The organism is Campylobacter concisus (assembly GCF_015679985.1).
Taxonomy (GTDB): Bacteria; Campylobacterota; Campylobacteria; order Campylobacterales; family Campylobacteraceae; genus Campylobacter_A; species Campylobacter_A concisus_AC.
Genome location: NZ_CP049239.1, coordinates 596,319 through 617,583 on the forward strand (window position 1 = coordinate 596,319; position 21,265 = coordinate 617,583).

Consider the following 21,265-nt stretch of genomic DNA (forward strand, 5'->3'; position numbering starts at 1 on the left):
CGAGCATGATTTACCTATTAAAACAAAATCTCAAATTTTGCATTTACGCTGTTTGACTTCACGTCTTTAGCAAAAGCACCTGTGTAAGATAAACCTAAATTTATATTTTTATAAACATTTGCTTTTACACCAAGGCTAGCTGTGCCAAGATCGCGTACCTCTTTACCTTCAAGTTCCAAGTATCCAGCATTTGCGATATTTACGCCGATATTTGGTCTTGTATCGCCAACTAGTCTATTGTAAGCTAGATCAGCTTCAAATTTCATCTTTGTACTACCAAGACTAAATGGCACACTAGGGTTTAGACCTATGCTAAATACACCTAAATTTCTAGTTTTTTCATCAACATCCATTCTGAAAATTCCTACATTTTGGCTAGTGCTATCAGTTTTCATACGTAGATAGCTTGCGCCCACATAAGGATTTAGTGAGAAATTCGCACTATTAAATGCTATTAGTGCCAAATTTGCGTAAGCAGTAAGTGCTTTTTCCTTGCTTTTTACATGCTCATCTGAGTAAAAGCTAACGATCGTGGCACCATTTTGTGTTTTTCGTTTTGCATTTGTGTATATTAGACCGAGGTCTAGTTTTGTGCTAGCGATCTGGCTTTTTCCGTAGATGCCGATGCTTGTACTTTTTGTTTTATAAGCATCATCGCCATCTTCTTTTACTTTTTCACTGCCAGCACCAAGCACGCCACCAAGTGTGAAAGTATCATTTATATTGCCGTCAAATCCAAAAAGCTGAGTGAGTGAGTTTGCTTTTACATCATCAAATTTCATAGCATTAGCCATGGTATTTGACCAAAAATTCATGCCACTCGCATCGATTGCTTTTGCACTGAATGGATCAAATTCATGGTTGATGATTGCATTTTTGAGCAAGATATTTTCTAGTAAAAATGCATTATGTTGAGCTAAATTTGCATTATTTGCAAATGTTTTTAGTGTGTCACTTGCTTGTTTTGGAGTAGCGTAGATGAAGTGTCTATATAGATCACTCGTAATAACTGCTGGTCTACTTCTAAACGGTGAAGCAAGGAGTGCTGGTCTGCTAGCTGTGCTCTCAATGAGCTGTGCTACTCTTTTTTGGTTGTCGCTAGCTGCTATACTTGTTATTGTATTTTTTGATTTTTTAAGTGTTAGCTCTAGCTTGTTGTCACTATAATTTCTAGTAAGGTCAAAAAATGCATATTTTCTTAAGATAGTGTCATTGTAGCCACTAAAATTTCCAGTTACGGCATAAGTTTTTGCCTTTGAGCTATCATCATATAGTCTTTTCATGACATCTACATCTGGCTCGCTTATACCTATGATAGAGTTCTTCTCAAAATTTAGATTTAAATTTGCTGCGTTATTTGAGATGATATAGCTACCGCCTGTTTTTATAGTAGCTTTTACTGTGTCATTTGTACTTTTTCTAGTTACATCTTTAAAAGATAGCTTTTGAGAAAATCTACTTTTATCAATCTCTCTAACACTCATCTCTTTAACAATCTCAAGTGCACCACCATTTTCAACTACTACTTCGCTTGATTTTAGTGATTGATTTAGTGCTGTGATCTTGCCACTTTTTATTATAGTCTTGCCAGTGTATGAGTTGGTTCCGGCTAGTTTTAGAGTGCCTAGACCTCTTTTGATAAGAGTTCCTTCATAGCCTTCACTAGCTCTTTGTTCTCTCGCTTTTTCTCTAGCATTGCCTATATCAAGTTCAGCCCTTTGCTCGGCTGTTAAATTTGCCATTCGCTCAAGCTCGGCTTTGCGATTAGCCCAAATTTGTGCCTCTGCTTCATCTTCGGTCTTCCTGTATTTTATAGCTACATCGCTTATATTATTTGAGTAAAGATCGTCTATGTCTAGACTTACATCAAATACACCTAGCAGCTGTCCTGGTCCAAACATAGCCTTTGACATATCAAGTGCTCCCCAGCCCCAGCGTTCATCAGGTACGCCAAGTGGTGCAGTAAAGCCAGAAATTTTTCTTGTATCGGCTGGCTTTTTAAACTCATCTTTGACTTGTCTTGCAGTAGTTAGCAGAACATCTCTTGCTTGAGTATTACTCATATATGAATATCTTTGCATGACAAGCCCAAGTGCGCCAGTGACGTGTGGAGCTGCCATTGATGTACCATCCCAGCTATCGTAACTAGCCTCTCCATTTTTAGGATCAACTGTGCTTGATTTTATACTTTTGCCAGGTGCTGCGATACTCCACCATTTTGAGTGTCCTGCGGTGTTAAAGTATTGTGCATCGCCATCTGTCACTCCAGTGACGTTTATCCAGTATTTTTCAGCATCTGGACGAAAATATGGAAGCATTGCTCTTGTGTATGACTCTTTCATGCCGTTTCTATTTCCGGCAGTGAAGACTTGAATGATGCTATATCTTTTGGCGACTTCATAAGCGGCATCCATGAAATTTTTGCCTTTTGTAACAAATGGATAGTAGCTTTTATAGGCTGCGTCAAGGTCTTTTATATCTAAGCTATTGCCGCCATCAAATCCAGTTGCTCCCTCATAAGCTTTATAAAATTTTCGGTTTGAACCCCAGCTATTATTTATAGCTCTTGCGCCACCTTTGGCTAGTCCCTCATAAGATGCTAAAAAGAAGTTGTAGTCTTGGTTTGGTCCATATGTCATACCGTCGGTTCCGCCAGTATTTCCTACTATAAGTTTTGAGCCAAATGCTACACCATGCATCCCTTTTCCATCTCTTGAACCAGCAATTGTACCAGCTACGTGTGTGCCGTGTGAGTCGTTTACGCCAGCGATCCAGTTGCCATCAGCTTCAAATTTTTCACCTTTTTTAAAGTCGCCAAAGTCAGCTCTGTTTTTATCAGTGCTTCCCTTTTTTAGGTAAGGAGAGTTGCCGTGCTCAGTATCTGGATATTTTTGTCCGTCTTTGTAGTAGCTACCAGAAATTTTTAGTGCGCTTATCCTACCGTCACTAAGTTCAGGGTGGCTAAGTAATGCGCCAGAGTCCATAACACCAAGCGTCACACCTTTGCCTGTCACTCCAAGAGCATACGCGATAGCCGCATTTATACGTTTTATCCCCAGTATGCTTCATACTCAGCGCTCTGCCAGCTGCTTATGTCGCCAAATTTACCACTTTCTTGATCGTTGGCATTTAGTGAATTTGCAAGCAAAAGAGCACAACAAGCCGTGCTTATCAAAATACATTTTTTGTTTAAAATGGATCTTTTCACATCTCATCCTTTGCATAAAATTTAAAAGGATTGTAATATCATTAAAATAAATTATTAATTAAAATATTAAAATTTATGATAAAATTTACTTTAATAATCCCTTTTTTACGCTATTTTTACTATAATATATGAAAAGATGATTAAGATATTATCACAAAAGTATTATTAATTACAATTATATCTTAAAACAATTATTTAAATATGATTTTTAATAAAAGTAAAATTTCACCTTTGCTTTACAAAATTAAGCTAAAATAGCAAGCTTTAAAGGAGAAAGAATGAGTGAATATATAAATTTGATATTAGCCCTTTTGCTTGCGGTTCTTGTATTTGCATTTTACAGGGCAAATAAGGCTTTAAAAAAGGCTAAAGATGAGAGTCAAAATGTATCTGTAAGTACTGAAATTTCGCAGCTAAAAAGTATAGGCGAGCTATCCGTCTTTCAGGTATATAGCAAAGAGATCGTCACAAAAACCGACCATGCGTTTGGAAATTTTGGCAAAGAGTATCTAAGGTGGCTGGTAAGCGAAAAGAAGCTTTCGATGATATTTGAGTTTGAGATAAATTTTATCTATGATCTAACCAGTCCAAAGCTCGAGATCATGCAGATCGCAAACTCTAGCTACAAGATAAAAATGCCCCCATGTAAGTATAAATTCTCAATCGCCGATATGAAATTTTATGACGAGAAAAATGGCAAATTTATACCATTTTTGCTGCCTGATTCGCTAAATGGCTTTTTTGGAAGCACATTTACAGAAGAGGATAAAAACAGACTTATAGAAGAGGCTAGAAGTGAAGTAAAAAAGATGAGCGTTCGTCTTATCTCACAGCTTCAAGGTAAGATACATAAATCGGCTCGCGACACGCTTGAAGCGATCGCAAAGAGCTTTGGGGCAAACAAGGTCGAATTTGTTTTTGATGATAACGATGAGCAGATAAATTCACAGCTAAATTTAGAAAATATCGCATAAATTTAAAGGAGAAAAAATGAGTTTTAATTCACAAGAGGTTACACAAACTCCAGGAAATAACACCGTCTTTCAAACTTGGGTTTTAAAAGATGATAAAAAGGCGTGCAAAGAGGGTTTTGCTAGGCTTTGCGCTTTGGTTATAAATTTAAACAAAACTGCAAAGGTTAGATTTGGCGCAGGTGAAAATGTAAACTGCGTCCTTGGCATCGGACACGATGCATGGAAAAAACTTGCTATAACAAAGAGCCTACCAAAAGAGCTTGTAAATTTTAAAGCGATTAAGGGCGACAAACACGAGGCCGTTAGCACAAAAGGTGATTTGCACATTCATATACGTGCGCTAAATGCGGCTGACTGCTTTGACATGGCGCAAAGTGTAAAAGATGTGCTATATAAATTTGCTGATCTTATTGACGAGGTGCAAGGCTTTAAATACCACGATGGCAGGGCGATCATAGGCTTTGTTGATGGCACTGAAAATCCTGATGGCGAGGATAGAGACCACTTTGCAAAAGTTGGCGACGAGGATGCTAAATTTAAGGGCGGAAGCTACGTTTTTGTGCAAAAATACTTTCATAAAATGCAAGAGTGGAACGCCACAAGTGTGAGTGAGCAAGAAAAGGTGATAGGCCGCTCAAAGCAGCTTGATATCGAGATGAGCGAGGATGAAAAGCCTAGCAACTCACATTCGGCTGCAGCTAATGTAGGCGACGATAAAAAGGTCGTGCGTGGCAATATGCCATTTACAGAAGGAAGCAAGAGTGGCACCTACTTTATCGCTTATGCAAGCACATTTTCGACCGTTGAACTTATGCTTAAAAAGATGTTCATAGGCGAACCAAAAGGTAACTCAGATAGACTACTTGACTTTAGCACACCTGTTACTGGTGCACTCTTTTTTGCGCCGACTATCGACATGCTAAGCGAGTACGAGGGTTAAATTTACAGTGGGGCGAAGCAAAAGCCCCTTTAAATATATAAGGAAAAAGATGCCAGAGTGGTTTATCTACGCAGCCCTTTCGGCTATATTTGCTGCACTCACTGCACTCTTTGCAAAGCTTGGCGTAAAGGACATCGACAGCGATTTTGCAACATTTATAAGAACGATTGTTGTTGTTTTTATGCTTGTTTTACTTCTAAGCGTGGCTAAAAAATGGCAGCCACTAAGCTCTCTAAGCCCAAAAAACTGGCTCTTTCTCATGCTTAGTGGCATAGCTACTGGACTATCTTGGCTCATGTATTTTAAAGCGATGCAAGTAGGCAAGGTTTATCAAGTGGCTTTGGTTGATAAATTTAGCGTTGTGCTTGCTATTATTTTGGCTGTCATCTTTCTTGGCGAGAGGCTAAATTTAAAAGAAATTTTAGCCATCTGTCTTATCGTGTCTGGCGTATTTTTACTTATTTTTAAATAAAATTTTCTGCATTATTCTTAAAGTATATTTTTAATTTTAATTTGTAATTAATCAAAAAGCTTCTAAAATTTGAACGATTTCATTTTGAAGGGAGAAATATGAAAAAAATCATTTTTTCAGCCATCATAGCTTGTGCGGCATTTGGTGCTAGTGTAAACTACACAGATGTTGTAAAAGATGTTTACGGTGATGCTAGCTCAACAAAAAGTATAGGCAGACTGCTACCAACCAATGCAGTTGAAATTTTACAAACAAGCGGTGACAGAGCGCAAATTAAAGTAAAAGGCTATCAAAATCCAGCCGTTAGCAACGTAGTTTATTTTGCTGATGGTGCTAGGATCATCTCAGTGGCATTTGCTAAAACTGCACCTTTTGACATCAAAGTCATAAAAGAGGGTAAAAACGGCAAATGGAATGAGGTAGAAACAACAGTTTTTGTTCAAAAAGATGGCTTTAGCACTGACGTAAACGCGATGTTTGCAAAAGCTGATAAGGTGTATAAAGAGAGCTGTGGTGTTTGCCATGCGTTGCCTCAAACTACGCACTTTAACGCAAACCAGTGGCCGTCACTTCTAAAATCAATGATCGGCAGAACCGCAATAGAGAAAAAAGACGAGTGGTTGGTTGTTGAATACCTTCAAAAACACTCATCTGACGTAAACCTAGGTAAATAAGCAAAACTTTTGTAGCGGCGAGTAAAAACAAATATTAAAGTTTAGCTTATTCAAAAGAAAACTTAAAAATGAAAGGGAGATAAGATGAACGAGAACAGACGAGAATTTCTAAAAAAAGGTGCAACAGCGATTGCAGCGACACCTTTGCTTTCAAGTGTAACAGCATCAAATTTATTTGCTGATAACGTAAAAAAGAGTGTTTTAAGAGATAGCGAGGTTATCACAGCCGCTCACTGGGGTATGTTAAAAGTAACAACCAAAAACGGCGTTGCAGTAAAGTCAGAGCCTATCCAAAAAACAAGTGAAATTTACAACCCACTTCAGTACTACACACCAGATATGATCTACAAAAGTCGCATCAAACGTCCAGCAGTAAGAAAGAGCTACCTTGAAAATCCAGATAATCCAAAACCAGAGCTTCGCGGCAAGGATGAGTGGGTTGAGGTGCCTTACGAAGAGGCGATCAAGCTAGTTGCAAGAGAGCTGAAAAAGACTAGAGCGCAAAAAGGTTTACAAAGCGTTTTTGCAGGCAGTTACGGCTGGAAGTCAAGCGGAAACGTACATAACTCAAGAATTTTGCTTCATAGATTTATGAACCTTAGTGGTGGCTTTGTTGGCTCGCTAGGAGATTACTCAACAGGTGCTAGCCAGATCATCATGCCTCACGTTGTTGGTAGTATCGAGGTCTATGAGCAGCAAACTAGCTGGCCAGTCGTGCTTGAAAACTCAAAAGTTGTAGTCATATGGGGTGCAAACCCGCTTGCAACACTTCGCATAGCTTGGACAGCGACTGATGAGCAGGGCTTTAAATACTTTGAAGAGCTAAAAAACAAAAAAGATATCAAAGTGATCATTATTGATCCTATCAAGAGTGACACAGCGCAATACTTTGATAACGCTCAGTGGATCGCCCCAGTGCCAAACACCGACACAGCGATGATGCTTGGTATGATGCACTACCTATATGAAAGTGGCAAGTATGATAAAAATTTCATTGAAACCTACACAACTGGTTTTGATAAATTTCTCCCATATCTACTTGGCAAGACTGACAACACTCCTAAAAATTTAAAGTGGGCAAGCAAAATTTGTGGTATCGATAAAGACGCTTTAAAAGAGCTAGCTGATACATTTGTCGCAAACCGCACGATGATAATGAGCGGTTGGGGTATGCAGCGCGCTCACCACGGAGAGCAACCACACTGGGCGATGGTGACACTAGCAGCTATGATCGGTCAGATAGGACTTCCGGGCGGAGGATTTGGCTTAAGCTATCACTACTCAAACGGTGGCGCACCAACATGCAAGGGTGCAGTCATCGGTGGCGTGAATAGTGCAAGCGTGGGTAAATTTAACGAAAAAGGCGAGTTTATTGGCACAGACACAGGCGAGTTTGACAAACGCGGTCGTTTCGTCGCAAAGGCAGCCGCAGCAGCAGGCACAGGCCAAAGCTGGCTACAAAAAGCAACCAACTATGCCTTCCCAGTAGCAAGGATTGCTGATGCGTTGCTACATCCTGGTAAAGTGATCGACCACGACGGCAAAAAGATCACCTATCCAGATATTGATTTTATCTACTGGGTCGGCGGCAACCCACTTGTGCACCACCAAGATACAAATACAAATTTAAAAGCGTGGAGAAAGCCAAGAACAGTTGTCGTACATGAATCATACTGGACACCGACAGCAAAAATGGCTGATATAGTATTTCCAGTCACTACAGAGTATGAGAGAAATGACATTACCATGACTGGCGATTACTCAAATATGAACATCGTGCCGATGAAACAAGTCGTTGAGAAATACCACGAGGCAAGAGATGACTACCAAATTTTCATCGATCTTTGCAAGGCTTATGCTAAAAATTTAGTCGTTGCCTACACAGATAACGGCAAGGATGAGTTTGACTGGATCAAAGAGTACTATGACGCAGCCTACGCTCAGGTCAAGGCTGTGCCAGAGCTAACTACTGATATGAAGCCATTTGAAGAGTTTTGGAATGAAAATAAGCCAGTTACATTTGCCTCATCTCAAGATAGCGATAGCTGGGTGAGATTTGGCGAATTTAGAGAAGATCCTGTACTAAATGCTCTTGGAACCCCAAGCGGTCTTATAGAAATTTACTCAGAGACTATCGAGAAAATGGGCTATGACGACTGCAAGGCGCACCCAATGTGGTTTGAGCCGATCGAGTGGCTAGGCATGAAAGATAAGCCAGCTAAATTCCACATGATAAGTGCTCACCCAACTGACCGCTTGCACTCACAGCTAAGTCAAACTTCACTTCGTGACAAATACGCTATCGCAAATCGCGAGCCTATCTGGATCAACGAAAAAGACGCAAAAGAGCTTGGCGTACAAAGTGGCGACTTGGTGCGTGTATTTAATGCACGTGGTGAGGTTTTAGCAGGTGCTCACGTGACTAAAAACATCAAAGAGGGCGTTGTAAAACTAGCTGAGGGCGCTTGGTATGACGGCTTTGATAGTGGAATTTGCAAAAACGGCGGTGCAAACGTGCTAACCATAGATATCCCAACAAGTAAGCTAGCAAACGGCAACATCAGCCACACAGCTCTTGTAAATATCGAGAAATATAAAGGTGGCGAGGCATTAAAGCTTACAGCTTTTGCTGAGCCAAAAATTTCTAAATAATATTAAAAGCAGGGGAGTCTTCTCCTGCTTTTGAACTTAAAATTTAAAACAAATCTTCTATTCACAAAAAGCTTAAATTTATATTTAAAGCCTATAGCTCTATAAATTTGTATTTTGCAATGGATGTTGAGGTGATGGGTATAATTTTTGTTAATTGTTAAATAAAAATTTCTAGATTTAAATGACCAGTTATATTAAATTTTTATAAAGTCTTTTTAAAAGCCAAGCTACCTGACTTTTAAAGACAAAATAATCACTAAAAAAACTCACTTTTTTACCTTAATAGATACAATTTTTGATTAATTATTTAAAAGTCGTTAAATGTAGTATAAAATTAATTTTAGTTTTAATTTTTTTTAGATAGATTAAACAGATTTTTATTTAAAGGAGGAAAGATGAAGTCCATAACTTCTAAAATAGCGATAATTATAATTTCGCTGCTTGTTATTTCGTTTGCTGCTATTTCAGCAGTCAGTTACTACACGGCTGAGAACAAGGTTATTCAGCTTGTTAGCCAAAATCAGGCGCAAATTTTAAAGGATGTCAAAACGGTCACAGATTCGTTCTTAAAAGACTATATTGACACAGTAAAAAAACTTGGGACAAGTATTCAAAAAGTCCAACATAGTGAAGATGAATTGTTAAAGACATTAACGCTAGAAAAAGATCGGTCAAATTCTGTAGTAGGCGATATTTATTTTGGTAGAGAAGTTGATGGAAATCATTTCCTAATTAACAATGTTAAATTAGTTCCTGAAAAGGATAATTACGACCCTCGTAAACGTGGCTGGTATATACAGGCAAAAGCTGCTAATCAGGCTATATATACCGAGCCTTATATAGATGCTATGAATAAGATTTTGGTTATGACATTTGCAGTGCCTGTATATGATGGTGGTAAATTTGTGGGTGTTACGGCGATAGATCTAAAAATAGACGCTCTAAGCAAAAAAATCCTTGATATGGGCAAGACTGAGTATGGTTACGTTTACGTTATGAATAAAGACGGCGTGATACTGATCCATTCAAATCCAGACATTGTCGGTAAGGCAGTTGAGTCTACACTATATCTCTCAAAACAATATTCAGAAAAGCAATTTGACGAAAACGGTCTTATTTCTTATGTTAACGACAAGGGCGAAAACGTAACTGCCAAAATTCTTCCTATAAACGATCAAGGTTGGCTAGCTGTTGCAGCTATTGGCGCTGATACATTCTCAAGCAATACTATGCCTTTACTAAAAGCCCAAGTGGTTTTGGCGATAGTTTTTATAGTCATACTTTCGGCTATCGTATTTACTCTTCTTAAAAAATCTCTTAGCCCTATTAGGACTATTCAAACCAAGCTTGAAGACGCGTTTAAATTTATCACCTACGAAACCCCTAACGCTCCGGAAAAGCTAGTAGTAACTACGCAAGACGAATTCGGCAGAATGAGCGAATCTATTAACGAAAATATAGAAAAAGTCCTTAACGGCGTTAAAAAAGACAGCGCCCTAATAGACGAGATGAACGGTATAGCAAATCTTATGATAAGAGGCCACATGGGAGCTAAGATCAACTCCGTCCCTAATAATCCGGCTTTGGTTCAGTTAAAAGATCTGCTAAATAAATTCTTTGCATCAATTTCTGAAAATTTAAAAGGCATAGCCGTAGTTTTAGCTTCTTATAATAAAAACGACTACACTCCTAGACTAGAGCTAAAACCGGAGCTTGAAAGCGATCTAAGAGATATGATAGTAGGCCTTCAAAGCGCGGGAGACGCCGTAAGCAATATGCTAAGGGAAAATTTAAAAGAAGCTCAGGTTCTAGAAGAAAAAGCTAAAATCCTAGCAGAATCTATGAGAACCCTAACCGACGGAGCCCATAAGCAAGCAGACTCCATCCAAGAAAGCGCGGCTGCTATAGAAGAGATGAGTAGTTCTATGAACGCCATTAGCCAAAAAGCTAGCGACGTAACAAGACAAAGCGAAGAGATTAAAAACATCATCGTTATTATTAGAGATATTGCAGATCAAACTAACCTACTTGCTCTAAACGCGGCTATCGAGGCAGCACGTGCTGGTGAGCATGGACGAGGATTTGCTGTAGTTGCGGATGAGGTTAGAAAACTAGCTGAGCGAACTCAAAAATCACTTGGTGAGATCGAAGCTAATGCAAATGTTCTAGCTCAAAGTATCAATGAGATGAGTGAGAGCATCAGAGAGCAAAGCGAAGGCATAAATATGATAAATCAAAGTGTAAGTCAGATCGACAGTATTACAAAACAAAATATTGATATTGTTGGTACAACAAACGAAATTACTGATCAAATAGACGATATGGCTAAGACAATAGTAGCTGATGTTAAAAAGAATAAATTTTAACCTTATAGCTTAACACCTAAAATTTTATTAATATTTCATCCTCAAAATTTGAGGATGAAAATAACTCCTTTTTATCTCTAATCTTAAAATTATTTTTTGTTTTATAAATATAATAAAATTTTTAAAAATTATCTAATTTTTATAGCTTTATAGTGATATTGCTAGTTAAATTTTTATAGATTATGTTTGTCATAATGTAATGAAAATTATTAGAATTTATCCTTTCAATTATTGCTATTTCAGTAAGGAGATAAAATTTTTAATAATACTTTATGTTACTTTTTTACTCAAATATTTAAAAACAATTTTACTTTGTTTTCTTTAGCTTTTTGATAACTACTCTAAAATTTTTAAATTTTATTAAATAGTATTTTCTTTTAAAATCGTGCTTTGTAAGAAAATTAATATTTTTATGTAGAAAAATATTTACATTTTTGGCTTAAGTTTTTTGAAATTTTTGTAAATGTAAATCAGTTGTAAATAAGTTTTGCAAGGTTAATATCAATTAAATTTGTTTTAAATCTTTAAAGGAGAAAGAATGAATCGACGAGAATTCATAAAAAGTGCTGCGGCTAGTGCTGCTTGTGCTAGTGCCGGTATAGCCGTACCAAGCTCACTAAGTGCAGCAAGCGAAGCCGAAAAAGGCTGGCGCTGGGATAAGGCCGCTTGTAGGTTTTGTGGGACAGGCTGTGGCATCATGGTCGCTACAAAAGAGGGCAAGATAGTAGCTGTAAAAGGAGATCCAGAGGCACCGGTAAACCGCGGTCTAAACTGTATCAAAGGTTACTTTAATGCCAAGATCATGTACGGCGAGGATAGGATCACTCATCCGCTTTTGCGTGTAAATGAAAAAGGTGAATTTGATAAAAAAGGTAAATTTAAGCAAGTAAGCTGGAAGCAAGCATTTGATGTTATGGAGGCTCAGTTTAGAAAAGCATATGATGAGCTAGGACCTCATGGTATCGGAGTTTTAGGCTCTGGTCAATATACAATTCCAGAAGGTTACGCTGCTGTTAAACTTATAAAAGGTGGCTTTAGAAGCAATAGTATCGATCCAAACGCAAGACACTGCATGGCAAGCGCGGTTGTTGGCTTTATGCAAGTTTTTGGTATAGACGAGCCATCAGGCTGTTTTGATGATATCGAACTAACTGATACTATCGTGGCATGGGGCGCAAATATGGCTGAGATGCACCCGATCCTTTGGGCACGCGTAAGCGATAGAAAGCTTAGCGATCCTGATAGAGTAAAGGTTGTAAATTTAAGCACTTACTCAACTAGAACATCAAATTTGGCTGATATAGAGATTATCTTTACTCCGTCATCTGACCTTGCTATCTGGAACTACATCGCTCGTGAGATAGTTTATAACCACCCAGAGATGATCGATGAAGAATTTGTTAAAAAACACTGTGTATTTACAACTGGTCCAGCCGATATCGGATATGGTCTTCGTCCAGACATTAATCATAAAAAATATGCTCCAAGCGAGCTAGACACTGCTGCTACTGAGAAGTCAAAGGTGCTAAGCGAGGCTGAGGGTGTTACGCTTGCATATCTTGGACTAAAAGCTGGCGATACGCTAGAAAATAAAAATGCTGCAAAATCTGGCGCACATTGGCAAATAACATTTGAAGAGTTTAAAAAAGCTCTTGCACCTTACACACTTGACTTTACAGCAAAGGTGGCAAAGGGCGATCCAAATGAAGATATAGAAGAATTTAAGAAAAAGCTAAAGGCACTTGCTGATCTTTACATCGAGAAAAACCGCAAAGTCGTAAGTTTTTGGACGATGGGCTTTAATCAACACCAACGTGGTACATGGGTAAATGAGCAAGCTTATATGGTGCATTTCTTACTTGGTAAGCAAGCACTTCCAGGCTCAGGAGCATTTTCTTTAACCGGTCAACCAAGTGCGTGTGGAACTGCAAGAGAGGTTGGAACATTTGTTCACCGCTTGCCAGCTGATATGGTTATTGAGAATCCAAAACATAGAGAGATAACTGAAAAAATTTGGAAACTTCCTGCTGGAACACTAAGTGGCGTACTCGCTTCTCACTACGTAAAAATGATGCGTGATCTTGAAGATGGTAAGGTTAAATTTATATGGGTTCAAGTAAATAATCCGTGGCAAAATACTGCAAACGCAAACCACTGGATCAAAGCAGCTCGTGAGATGGATAACTTCATCGTTGTAAGCGATCCTTATCCAGGAATTTCTGCAAAAGTTGCTGACCTTATCCTCCCAACTGCGATGATCTATGAAAAATGGGGCGCATACGGTAACGCCGAGAGAAGAACACAACACTGGAGACAGCAAGTACTTCCGGTTGGCGAAGCGATGCCTGATATTTGGCAAATGATGGAGTTTAGTAAACGCTTTAAGCTAAAAGATGTTTGGGGTGAGAAAAAAGTAAATGATAAAGTGACACTTCCAAATGTGCTTGAAGAGGCAAAAGCTATGGGGTATAGCGAAGAAGATACGTTATTTGACGTACTTTTTGCTAACGAAGAGGCTAAGAAATTTAGTGCAAACGATCCGATCATAGAAAACTACGACAATACAGAAGTATTTGGCGATAGCAGAAAAGTGATCGGCTCAGATGGTAAAGAATTTAAAGGATATGGATTTTTCGTCCATAAATATCTTTGGGAAGAGTATAGAAAATTTGGCGTTGGACACGGCCACGACCTAGCAGACTTTGATACTTACCACAGAGTAAGAGGTCTTAGATGGCCAGTAGTTGATGGCAAAGAGACTCAGTGGAGATTTAATACTAAATTTGACCCATACGCTAAAAAAGCTGCCCCAAATGAGAAATTTGCATTCTATGGCAACAAAAACGCAGCCCTTCCAACAGGCGATCTAAAAGGCGTTACAAATAAAGATAAAACATCTCTTGCAAACAAAGCAAAAATTTTCTTCCGCCCTTATATGGATCCATGCGAGATGCCAAGCAAAGAGTATCCGTTCTGGCTATGTACTGGCCGTGTTCTAGAACACTGGCACTCAGGCACTATGACCATGCGTGTTCCTGAACTTTATAGGGCTGTTCCAGAGGCACTTTGCTATATGCATGAAGATGATGCTAAAAATCTTGGCGTAATGCAAAATGAGATCGTTTGGGTCGAATCACGCCGTGGCAAGGTAAAAGCAAGAGTTGATCTAAAAGGTAGAAATAAGCCACCAGTAGGTCTTATTTATGTGCCTTGGTTTGATGAAAATGTATTTATCAATAAAGTCACACTAGATGCTACTTGCCCAATCTCAAAAGAGACTGATTATAAAAAGTGTGCGGTTAAAATTTACAAAGCATAGGTGAGTGATATGGGATTTTCAAGTAGGCGAGAGGCTTTAAAATTTGGAGCAAAAGTAGCGCTTTTAGCTCTTGGCGGAGGCTTTGTTTGGTCGCTTAGTGCCAAGGCTTCGCCACTTATGCTTCTTAGGCCTCCTGGTGCAAAGGAAGAGAAGCAATTTTTACAAAGCTGCATTAGGTGTGGACTTTGCGTAGAGGCTTGTCCATTTGATACGCTAAAGCTCTCATCGCTAGAAGATGGCATAAGCATTGGAACGCCTTATTTTGAGCCTAGAAAAATTCCTTGCTATATGTGTGAAAATATCCCTTGTGTGCCAGCCTGTCCGACTGGAGCTTTGGACGTAAATTTAGTAAGCACAAAAGGTAAGCTTGACATAAATAAGGCCAAAATGGGCGTTGCGGTGGTCGATATGAAAAACTGCGTGGCGCACTGGGGCATACAGTGCGATGCTTGTTACAGGGCTTGTCCTCTTTTGGATAAAGCCTTATATCTTGAGTATCGCCGCAACGAAAGGACACAAAAGCATGCCTTTTTGCTTCCAGTGGTCGATAGCGACATCTGCACCGGATGTGGCCTATGCGAGCGAGCCTGTATCACTAAAAAAGCGGCCATTACCGTGCTAAATCGTGACGCGGTGCTTGGCAAAGTAGGCGATAACTACGTCAAAGGCTGGATAAAAGAAGATGAAAGACGCATAGACGATGCAGACAGTAAAATAAAGCTTGACATTAAAAAAGCGACTGATTATCTAAATGGTGGTGAGCTATGAAATTTTTAATCTTAAGACGAATAACTCAAATTTCTATCCTAGCGCTATTTATCCTAGGAAATTTTTATGGAGTTAAGATACTTAGCGGAAATTTAAGTTCATCTTTGCTTTTTGGAAAAATTCCACTAAGCGATCCATTTGCTTTGGTCCAAATTTTACTTGCAAGCTTTAGTGCTGGCATAAATGCAATTATTGGAGCTGGCATTATCTTGGCGTTTTACGCGCTAGTTGCTCCAAGAGTGTTTTGTTCGTGGATATGCCCAATAAATTTACTAACCGATATCGCTTTTAAACTAAGAGAAAAATTTGGCTTTAAGGGCGAAAAAGTCTTAAATGTGAGTAAAAATTTACGTTATTACTTGCTGGCTCTTGCTCTTATATTAAGCCTTGCTTTATCTTATCCAGTATTTGAGAGCGTTAGCTATATTGGCATTATTCAGCGTGGCATTATTTACGGCTCAGCTAGTGCTTTAGGCATAGCGGTTGCGATCATTGCTTTTGATATGTTTGTGTTAAAGCGTGGCATTTGCTCGCACGTTTGTCCACTTGGTGCCTTTTATGCCATCATCTCAAAATTTGCCCTAATTAGAGTAAAACATGATGCCCAGGCTTGTACAAAATGTATGAAATGTAAGCTTATTTGTCCAGAGATGCAAGTGCTTGATATGATCGGTAAAGAGAGCCGCTCGGTAAGCTCAAGCGAGTGCATAAGCTGTGGCAGGTGCATTGATGTTTGTGGAGACGGGGCTTTGAAATTTAGTATTAGAAATTTAAGGAGAGAAAAATGAAAATAAAAATAATGATGCTTGGAGGATTGTGCGCTGCGTTTTTTGCGGCATGTGCTTTTAATAATCCAAGCATTAGTGATTCGCAAATCGGCTTTAGAAATATCGATTTGCTAGACGATAAAGACGTTGTATTAAAAGATGTGAACTACACAAAAGAGCCAGCTGGTATGTCAAAGAAATTTGATAGGTCTTTTGAAAATGCACCGCCATTTATCCCACACGATACTGAGGGTTTAGTGCCTATCACAAAGGATATGAATATGTGCGTAACCTGCCATATGCCTGAGTTTGCAAAAGATAGTGGAGCAACACCGATACCATCATCTCACCTTTATGACATCAGAAATAAAAAAGATCTTGCAGGCAAGCTTGATGATGAAAGATATAACTGCACAACATGCCACGTTGAGCAACAAACTGGCTTAACTCAGCTAGTCGGTAATAAATTTAAGCCTGACTTTAGAGATAAAAACGGTACTCATAAGTCAAACTTGCTAGATGTTTTAAACGATGGTGTTAAATAATGCAAAGCAGGCGAGAGCTTTTTAGTAAAATTTTGGGGGCAAAATCTGCTCCCAAATTTATAACTCCGCCTTTTTTTAACGGAGAGTTTGACTGCGATAGATGCGATGCTATCTGCGTAAATGCTTGTGAAAAAGAGCTTCTTAGCTTTGAAAATGAAAGAGTAATTTTTAAAGTTAAAAAGCTGGGCTGTGACTTTTGCGAAGAGTGCGCAAAGGCTTGTGAGAGTCTTGGTAAGAAGACATTAAGCCTAAGCTCACCAAAGAGTATAAATGCAAAAGTTAGCATCGATGTTTCTAGCTGTCTAGCGTGGAACGATACGATCTGCTACAACTGCCTTGATGCTTGCAAATTTAAAGCAGTCGAATTTCTTGGCGTTTTTCGTCCTATTGTTAATCAAAACTGCGTAAGTTGCGGCGAGTGCTTTGATGTTTGCTTTAAAAATTCACTTCAAATGGAGGCCTTATGAGAGCTTTGTTTTTTATTTTTTGTCTATTAAATTTTATCTTTGCAAGCGAGATCACCACTCCATATAAGCAAATAGAGGCTAGTGCAAATGTGCTAAGCACAACGCTAATAAATGGCAAACTCTTTATCGCGACTGATGGAGGGACGGTTGAAATTTATGATCCTAAAGAGTCTAAATTTGAAGAGATCATCAAAATGGATGATATAAAAACCTACGTTAGTGATCACGAAAGACCAAAAATTTTAAGTATTGATGAAATTGATGGCAAAACTCTTATACTTAGCGAAGGTGATTACGCTACAAAGGTGCTTCATCTAAGAGAAAATGGACAGATGAGAAGCATAAAAATGGATAATCAAGCGATAAAAAAGGCATTGTTTTTAGATGATGAGCATGTTGCACTTGCTTCAATTAGCAATGAAATTTATTTTTTAAACCTAAAAAGTGGCGAAATTTATGATAGCTTTAAAATTTCAATCGCGATGCTTTCAGATATGGAGATAAGCGAAGATAGAAGCACGCTAGCTATCGCTTGCGAGAGTGGGAAGGTCTACTTTTATAACATAAAAGCTAAAAAAATGGATCAAATTTTAGATATTCATACAGATAATATCTACGACATCTCATATAAAAATGGAGTCATGATCAGCGGAGGCACCGACAGGATCGTGGGGATATTTTCAGCTGGAAGCCTAAAAAAGATAAATACTGGCTTTTTGGTCTATGGCGTCGGCCTTAGCGATGATGGTAGAGTGGCGGCCTATATGAGCGATGAGATGAGCGATGTAAATTTAGTTGATAGCAAAAGCTTAGAAAATATCGCAATGCTAAAAACTGGACAAAGTACGATAAATAGCATAGTTTTTATAAGCGATAATGAAGTTGTAACTTCAGCCTATGAGAATAAAATTTTGTTTTGGAGAATTAAATGAATATTTCAAGTTTAATAGTTTATACGGACAATAAAAATGAAAGTGTAAAAAATGAGATAAAAAAGCTAAAAGAGTGTGAAATAATAACTGACGCAGACGATAGAATCGTGGTGGTAGTTAGCTCAGATAGCATTGAAGATGAGATAAAAAATTTTAAAAAGATAGAAGCTATCAGCGGAGTAGTGAGCGTTGCGATGGTTTATAGCTACCAAGAAGATGCCGAAGAAAATAGGAAAAAACTAGAAGAAAATGGCAAGATAAGTGAAATTTTAACAAGTGATGAGGTAAAGGCTGAAGATATTACTTATGGTGGCAGCGTACATCATAGAGTGAAATAGTAAAATAAATTTCTAGCTTTTGTACTGTGATTAAAATTTATAGTGCAAAAGCCTACCTTTCATATAGATCTTCTTAATAAATTCGTTGCTAGTACTGCTTATATTTAATCAATCTTATTTGGCTTGTAGATTTAAATTTATGTTCAAGGGTTAATAGATTTCGGGTGAAAAAAATTACTCAGCAAGCATTAAAATCAAAAGTTATAGTAAGTGAATTAAATTTAGTTTAGAAGATCTTGAGATGATATTTGCATAAAGAATTTTAGTAGGTCAGTTTTGGCTTACTAAATTTTCTAGCCTAAGGTCTATCTTTGATCAAATTTAATAAATTTTCTCCAATGTTTTCATTTGTTAGATTTGAAATTTCTTTATAAAAATTTCCTTTTTTGTCTATTAAATATATTGAAGAGCTGTGAGCAACAGAGTAGCCCATGGCTGAGTTTTCAAGACGGACTTTTTGAAATTTTACACCATAGGTTTTTGCCACTTCTTTTAAGGCGTTTAGTTTTAATCCATCGGCATCTTTGTAGAAATTTTTTGCCATTAGAGTTAAATTTTCAGGAGTGTCGCGTTCAGGATCAAGCGTAATAAAAAGTAACTCAAAGTCATCTCTTTTTAGTTTATTTAGCTCATCACCAATCAAAGAGAGCGCAGTAGGGCAGACATCGGGGCAAAAAAGATAACCAAAATATATAACTTTGTACTTTCCGTCGTAATTTTTAAGACTTACTTCACCATTTTGTGAAAGTGCCTTAAAATCATACTTGTTTGGCTTGATCAGCAAAAGTGCAACACCTATACAAATTAAGATTATTGTTAAGCCCCAAAATGCCTTTTTCATCATTACCCTCTATAATTTTAGATCAAGATCTACAAAAAAACCAGTTTCTTTTTCGTCATCAAGTACTTTAAATCTATATCTCATAAGCTCGACAACACAAGCGCTTAGCACTACTTGAGCAGTTAAGTTATCGCCTCTTGGCTCAAGTCTTGCTTTGATCGATCCCATATTCATATTTATGCCGTCTATCTCAAGACTAGGATTTTTTAGCCCTAAATTTTTACCATTAATGATTTTAAAGCTAAAAGGTCTCATAGCATAAATAGGTCTTGGCGAGATATCTATTTTTAGCTTTACGCCTTTAAATTCCATCTCACAAGATTTATTGTTTAGATCACATTTTAAAGGATCTAGCGATGTATTTACATCGGCAAATTCAGGTGGATCTTCTTTGCTTGTAGTCATAAGCTTATAGCCTATCGAAAAAGCACCTAAAACAATAAAGATAAATGAAAAAATAATTATGATTTTTTTCATTATTTAAAGTTTTTAGTTACTCCGATATTATCAAGCTTTATGCTCTCGCCATTGCTAAATTTTAGCTCTAAATCAACTTTATCACCATCTTTTAATGGTTTATTTAGATCCATAAGCATAATGTGTAAACCGCCAGGAGCTAGTTTTGTTTCACCATTTTTTGGGATCACTGCATCTTCGATTTGAACCATAGCCATCATACCATCATTCATTTTGTGTGTATGAATTTCTGTGCTTTTGCAAACGCTTGAGTGAGCGCCAATAAGCTTTACATCAGAATTTGAAGCATTTTTTATATTCATAAAAATTGCACTATTGTTTGTGCCAGGTTTTGTATCTCTAGCTCTAACATTTTCTAGGCTGATATCAGCCGCCATAAGAGCAGAAGCTGCAAGCATCGCACTAAAAACGATTTTTTTCATATTTTTCCTTTGTGATAAAATTAATAATGGTTTTCACATTATACATTTAGAACTACTTAATTTACCTTTAAAATCTAAAAATATAAATTTTTTAGGATATAATTACAGACTAAATTTTACTTTTTGGGATATTCCACTTGAAAAAAATTATATTTTTCTTCATCGCGTTATCGCCTTGTCTTTTTGCCCAAAATTACGAAGAAATTTACTTAAAAAATGGCTCAGCTGCTGTTATTGATGCCATCGAAAAAAATATTTTAAGTAAGGATTACTGGCTAAAAAAGCTTGAGGGCAAGGATGTAAGATATGGATATTATGACAATGAGATACTTCTAAGTGTAGTTGATAAAACTAAAAAGAAGCTTGAAGTGATCTCTTATAATGGCGGCATTACAAAAAAGCTTTTTAGCTCAAGCGTTATAGTTGGCAAAAATGGCGATAAGCTTCTTGAAGGCGATCTAAAAACACCGGTTGGAGTGTATCAACTTACACGTAGATTTACGCCAAACGATAGATATCTTGGCCCACTTGCATTTTCGCTTTCATACCCAAATTTGCTTGATAAACTTGCAAAGCGAAATGGTGGTGGCATTTGGATACATGGCTACCCGCTTGATGGTCAAAGGACAGACGAGCTAAAAACAAAAGGCTGCGTGGCTATGCAAAATGATACTTTGATGAAATTTGATGATGTAGTGGATCACAAAAAAACACTTGCATTTATCTACGAAGATAAGCGTCCAGAAGCTAGTGCAAAAGATATTGCAGTGATCATTTCTGGACTTTTGGGCTGGAAAAAGACCTGGAGTGAGAGCGACATTGAAAACTATCTTAAATTTTACGATAAAAACTTTGAGCGATACGATGGTATGAGCTTGGAAAAATTTAAAAGTATGAAGCGGGCTATTTTTTCTAAAAAAGAGAAAAAACGCATTAGTTTTTCAAATTTTCTCATCACACCTTATCCAAATCTTAAAAATGATAGGCTTTTTCGTGTGAGTTTTTATGAGGATTATGTTTCAGATACGCACAAATTTGCTGGGCAAAAGACGCTTTATGTGAAGCTTTATAACGATGATATGAAAATTTTTATAGAGGAGTAA

The 21,265-nt window shown here is 37.7% G+C and carries 18 protein-coding genes and 2 pseudogenes; 15 read left to right on the top strand and 5 right to left on the bottom strand.

Annotation, left to right across the window (positions count from 1 at the left end):
- Window positions 1-17: 17 nt before the first annotated feature.
- Window positions 18-3,014: a S8 family serine peptidase gene (locus G5B98_RS03040; RefSeq protein ID WP_196087144.1), complete on the bottom strand. Its 2,997-nt coding sequence runs from the start codon at window positions 3,012-3,014 to the stop codon at window positions 18-20.
- 35 nt (window positions 3,015-3,049) lie between these two features.
- The gene (locus tag G5B98_RS03045) at window positions 3,050-3,208 is read right to left on the bottom strand and encodes a hypothetical protein (RefSeq protein ID WP_196087145.1); all 159 of its coding nucleotides are present in this window, start codon (window positions 3,206-3,208) and stop codon (window positions 3,050-3,052) included.
- Between the two features lie 278 nt (window positions 3,209-3,486).
- On the opposite strand from G5B98_RS03045, the gene G5B98_RS03050 reads away from it, so the two are divergent.
- The 14 genes and pseudogenes from G5B98_RS03050 to G5B98_RS03110 all read left to right on the top strand — a co-directional run bounded on the left by G5B98_RS03050 (window position 3,487) and on the right by G5B98_RS03110 (window position 18,422).
- A complete protein-coding gene (locus G5B98_RS03050; RefSeq protein WP_196087146.1) occupies window positions 3,487-4,182 on the top strand; it encodes a DUF4230 domain-containing protein in 696 nt (231 codons plus the stop codon).
- Window positions 4,183-4,198: 16 nt separating this feature from the next.
- Window positions 4,199-5,122, top strand: coding sequence for a Dyp-type peroxidase (locus G5B98_RS03055; protein ID WP_196087147.1), 924 nt, complete (start codon window positions 4,199-4,201; stop codon window positions 5,120-5,122).
- Between the two features lie 49 nt (window positions 5,123-5,171).
- Entirely contained in the window at window positions 5,172-5,594 is a 423-nt protein-coding gene (locus G5B98_RS03060) for an EamA family transporter (RefSeq protein WP_196087148.1), read from the top strand.
- Window positions 5,595-5,692: 98 nt separating this feature from the next.
- Window positions 5,693-6,268, top strand: coding sequence for a cytochrome C (locus G5B98_RS03065; protein ID WP_196087149.1), 576 nt, complete (start codon window positions 5,693-5,695; stop codon window positions 6,266-6,268).
- Between the two features lie 84 nt (window positions 6,269-6,352).
- The gene (locus tag G5B98_RS03070) at window positions 6,353-8,920 is read left to right on the top strand and encodes a molybdopterin-dependent oxidoreductase (protein WP_196087150.1); all 2,568 of its coding nucleotides are present in this window, start codon (window positions 6,353-6,355) and stop codon (window positions 8,918-8,920) included.
- Window positions 8,921-9,315: 395 nt separating this feature from the next.
- A pseudogene (locus tag G5B98_RS09590) lies at window positions 9,316-10,050 on the top strand (cache domain-containing protein); the annotation flags it as partial.
- Between the two features lie 864 nt (window positions 10,051-10,914).
- A pseudogene (locus G5B98_RS09595) lies at window positions 10,915-11,286 on the top strand (methyl-accepting chemotaxis protein); the annotation flags it as partial.
- A 538-nt stretch (window positions 11,287-11,824) separates the two neighbouring features.
- On the top strand, window positions 11,825-14,605 hold the full coding sequence (napA, locus tag G5B98_RS03080) for a nitrate reductase catalytic subunit NapA (protein ID WP_196087152.1): 2,781 nt from the start codon (window positions 11,825-11,827) through the stop codon (window positions 14,603-14,605).
- A gap of 9 nt (window positions 14,606-14,614) precedes the next feature.
- A complete protein-coding gene (gene napG, locus G5B98_RS03085; protein ID WP_087577164.1) occupies window positions 14,615-15,373 on the top strand; it encodes a ferredoxin-type protein NapG in 759 nt (252 codons plus the stop codon).
- Window positions 15,370-16,161: a quinol dehydrogenase ferredoxin subunit NapH gene (gene napH, locus G5B98_RS03090; RefSeq protein ID WP_196087153.1), complete on the top strand. Its 792-nt coding sequence runs from the start codon at window positions 15,370-15,372 to the stop codon at window positions 16,159-16,161. The genes napG and napH overlap by 4 nt, the downstream gene beginning before the upstream one ends.
- A complete protein-coding gene (locus G5B98_RS03095) occupies window positions 16,158-16,685 on the top strand; it encodes a nitrate reductase cytochrome c-type subunit (RefSeq protein WP_021090505.1) in 528 nt (175 codons plus the stop codon). Before napH ends, G5B98_RS03095 begins: the two co-directional genes overlap by 4 nt.
- Window positions 16,685-17,152 carry a 4Fe-4S ferredoxin gene (locus G5B98_RS03100; RefSeq protein ID WP_196087154.1) on the top strand — a complete coding sequence of 156 codons (468 nt, stop codon included), beginning with the start codon at window positions 16,685-16,687 and terminating at the stop codon, window positions 17,150-17,152. Before G5B98_RS03095 ends, G5B98_RS03100 begins: the two co-directional genes overlap by 1 nt.
- Window positions 17,149-18,084 (top strand): WD40 repeat domain-containing protein, encoded by a 936-nt coding sequence (locus tag G5B98_RS03105; protein WP_021090566.1) that lies wholly within the window; start codon window positions 17,149-17,151, stop codon window positions 18,082-18,084. The genes G5B98_RS03100 and G5B98_RS03105 overlap by 4 nt, the downstream gene beginning before the upstream one ends.
- A complete protein-coding gene (locus G5B98_RS03110) occupies window positions 18,081-18,422 on the top strand; it encodes a chaperone NapD (RefSeq protein WP_072594844.1) in 342 nt (113 codons plus the stop codon). Before G5B98_RS03105 ends, G5B98_RS03110 begins: the two co-directional genes overlap by 4 nt.
- Window positions 18,423-18,720: 298 nt before the next feature.
- On the opposite strand, the gene G5B98_RS03115 is transcribed toward G5B98_RS03110, so the two are convergent.
- Genes G5B98_RS03115 through G5B98_RS03125 form a run of 3 tightly spaced genes read right to left on the bottom strand, consistent with a single transcriptional unit; the run spans window position 18,721 to window position 20,162 of the window.
- The gene (locus G5B98_RS03115; RefSeq protein ID WP_103619158.1) at window positions 18,721-19,263 is read right to left on the bottom strand and encodes an SCO family protein; all 543 of its coding nucleotides are present in this window, start codon (window positions 19,261-19,263) and stop codon (window positions 18,721-18,723) included.
- Between the two features lie 9 nt (window positions 19,264-19,272).
- Window positions 19,273-19,740: a hypothetical protein gene (locus tag G5B98_RS03120; protein ID WP_035167203.1), complete on the bottom strand. Its 468-nt coding sequence runs from the start codon at window positions 19,738-19,740 to the stop codon at window positions 19,273-19,275.
- Window positions 19,740-20,162: a copper chaperone PCu(A)C gene (locus G5B98_RS03125; protein WP_196087155.1), complete on the bottom strand. Its 423-nt coding sequence runs from the start codon at window positions 20,160-20,162 to the stop codon at window positions 19,740-19,742. Before G5B98_RS03125 ends, G5B98_RS03120 begins: the two co-directional genes overlap by 1 nt.
- 137 nt (window positions 20,163-20,299) lie before the next feature.
- Here G5B98_RS03125 and G5B98_RS03130 point away from each other — a divergent pair, with 137 nt between their 5' ends.
- Window positions 20,300-21,265, top strand: coding sequence for a L,D-transpeptidase family protein (locus G5B98_RS03130; protein ID WP_021090919.1), 966 nt, complete (start codon window positions 20,300-20,302; stop codon window positions 21,263-21,265).

Bases quoted from the DNA above. Each gene is read 5' to 3' on its own strand.
- G5B98_RS03105 (WP_021090566.1), top strand. From the start codon at position 17,149: ATGAGAGCTTTGTTTTTTATTTTTTGTCTATTAAATTTTATCTTTGCA.
- G5B98_RS03115 (WP_103619158.1), bottom strand. From the start codon at position 19,263: ATGAAAAAGGCATTTTGGGGCTTAACAATAATCTTAATTTGTATAGGT.
- G5B98_RS03100 (WP_196087154.1), top strand. From the start codon at position 16,685: ATGCAAAGCAGGCGAGAGCTTTTTAGTAAAATTTTGGGGGCAAAATCT.
- G5B98_RS03110 (WP_072594844.1), top strand. From the start codon at position 18,081: ATGAATATTTCAAGTTTAATAGTTTATACGGACAATAAAAATGAAAGT.
- napA (WP_196087152.1), top strand. From the start codon at position 11,825: ATGAATCGACGAGAATTCATAAAAAGTGCTGCGGCTAGTGCTGCTTGT.
- G5B98_RS03055 (WP_196087147.1), top strand. From the start codon at position 4,199: ATGAGTTTTAATTCACAAGAGGTTACACAAACTCCAGGAAATAACACC.
- napH (WP_196087153.1), top strand. From the start codon at position 15,370: ATGAAATTTTTAATCTTAAGACGAATAACTCAAATTTCTATCCTAGCG.
- G5B98_RS03095 (WP_021090505.1), top strand. From the start codon at position 16,158: ATGAAAATAAAAATAATGATGCTTGGAGGATTGTGCGCTGCGTTTTTT.
- G5B98_RS03120 (WP_035167203.1), bottom strand. From the start codon at position 19,740: ATGAAAAAAATCATAATTATTTTTTCATTTATCTTTATTGTTTTAGGT.
- G5B98_RS03065 (WP_196087149.1), top strand. From the start codon at position 5,693: ATGAAAAAAATCATTTTTTCAGCCATCATAGCTTGTGCGGCATTTGGT.
- G5B98_RS03060 (WP_196087148.1), top strand. From the start codon at position 5,172: ATGCCAGAGTGGTTTATCTACGCAGCCCTTTCGGCTATATTTGCTGCA.
- G5B98_RS03125 (WP_196087155.1), bottom strand. From the start codon at position 20,162: ATGAAAAAAATCGTTTTTAGTGCGATGCTTGCAGCTTCTGCTCTTATG.
- napG (WP_087577164.1), top strand. From the start codon at position 14,615: ATGGGATTTTCAAGTAGGCGAGAGGCTTTAAAATTTGGAGCAAAAGTA.
- G5B98_RS03070 (WP_196087150.1), top strand. From the start codon at position 6,353: ATGAACGAGAACAGACGAGAATTTCTAAAAAAAGGTGCAACAGCGATT.
- G5B98_RS03050 (WP_196087146.1), top strand. From the start codon at position 3,487: ATGAGTGAATATATAAATTTGATATTAGCCCTTTTGCTTGCGGTTCTT.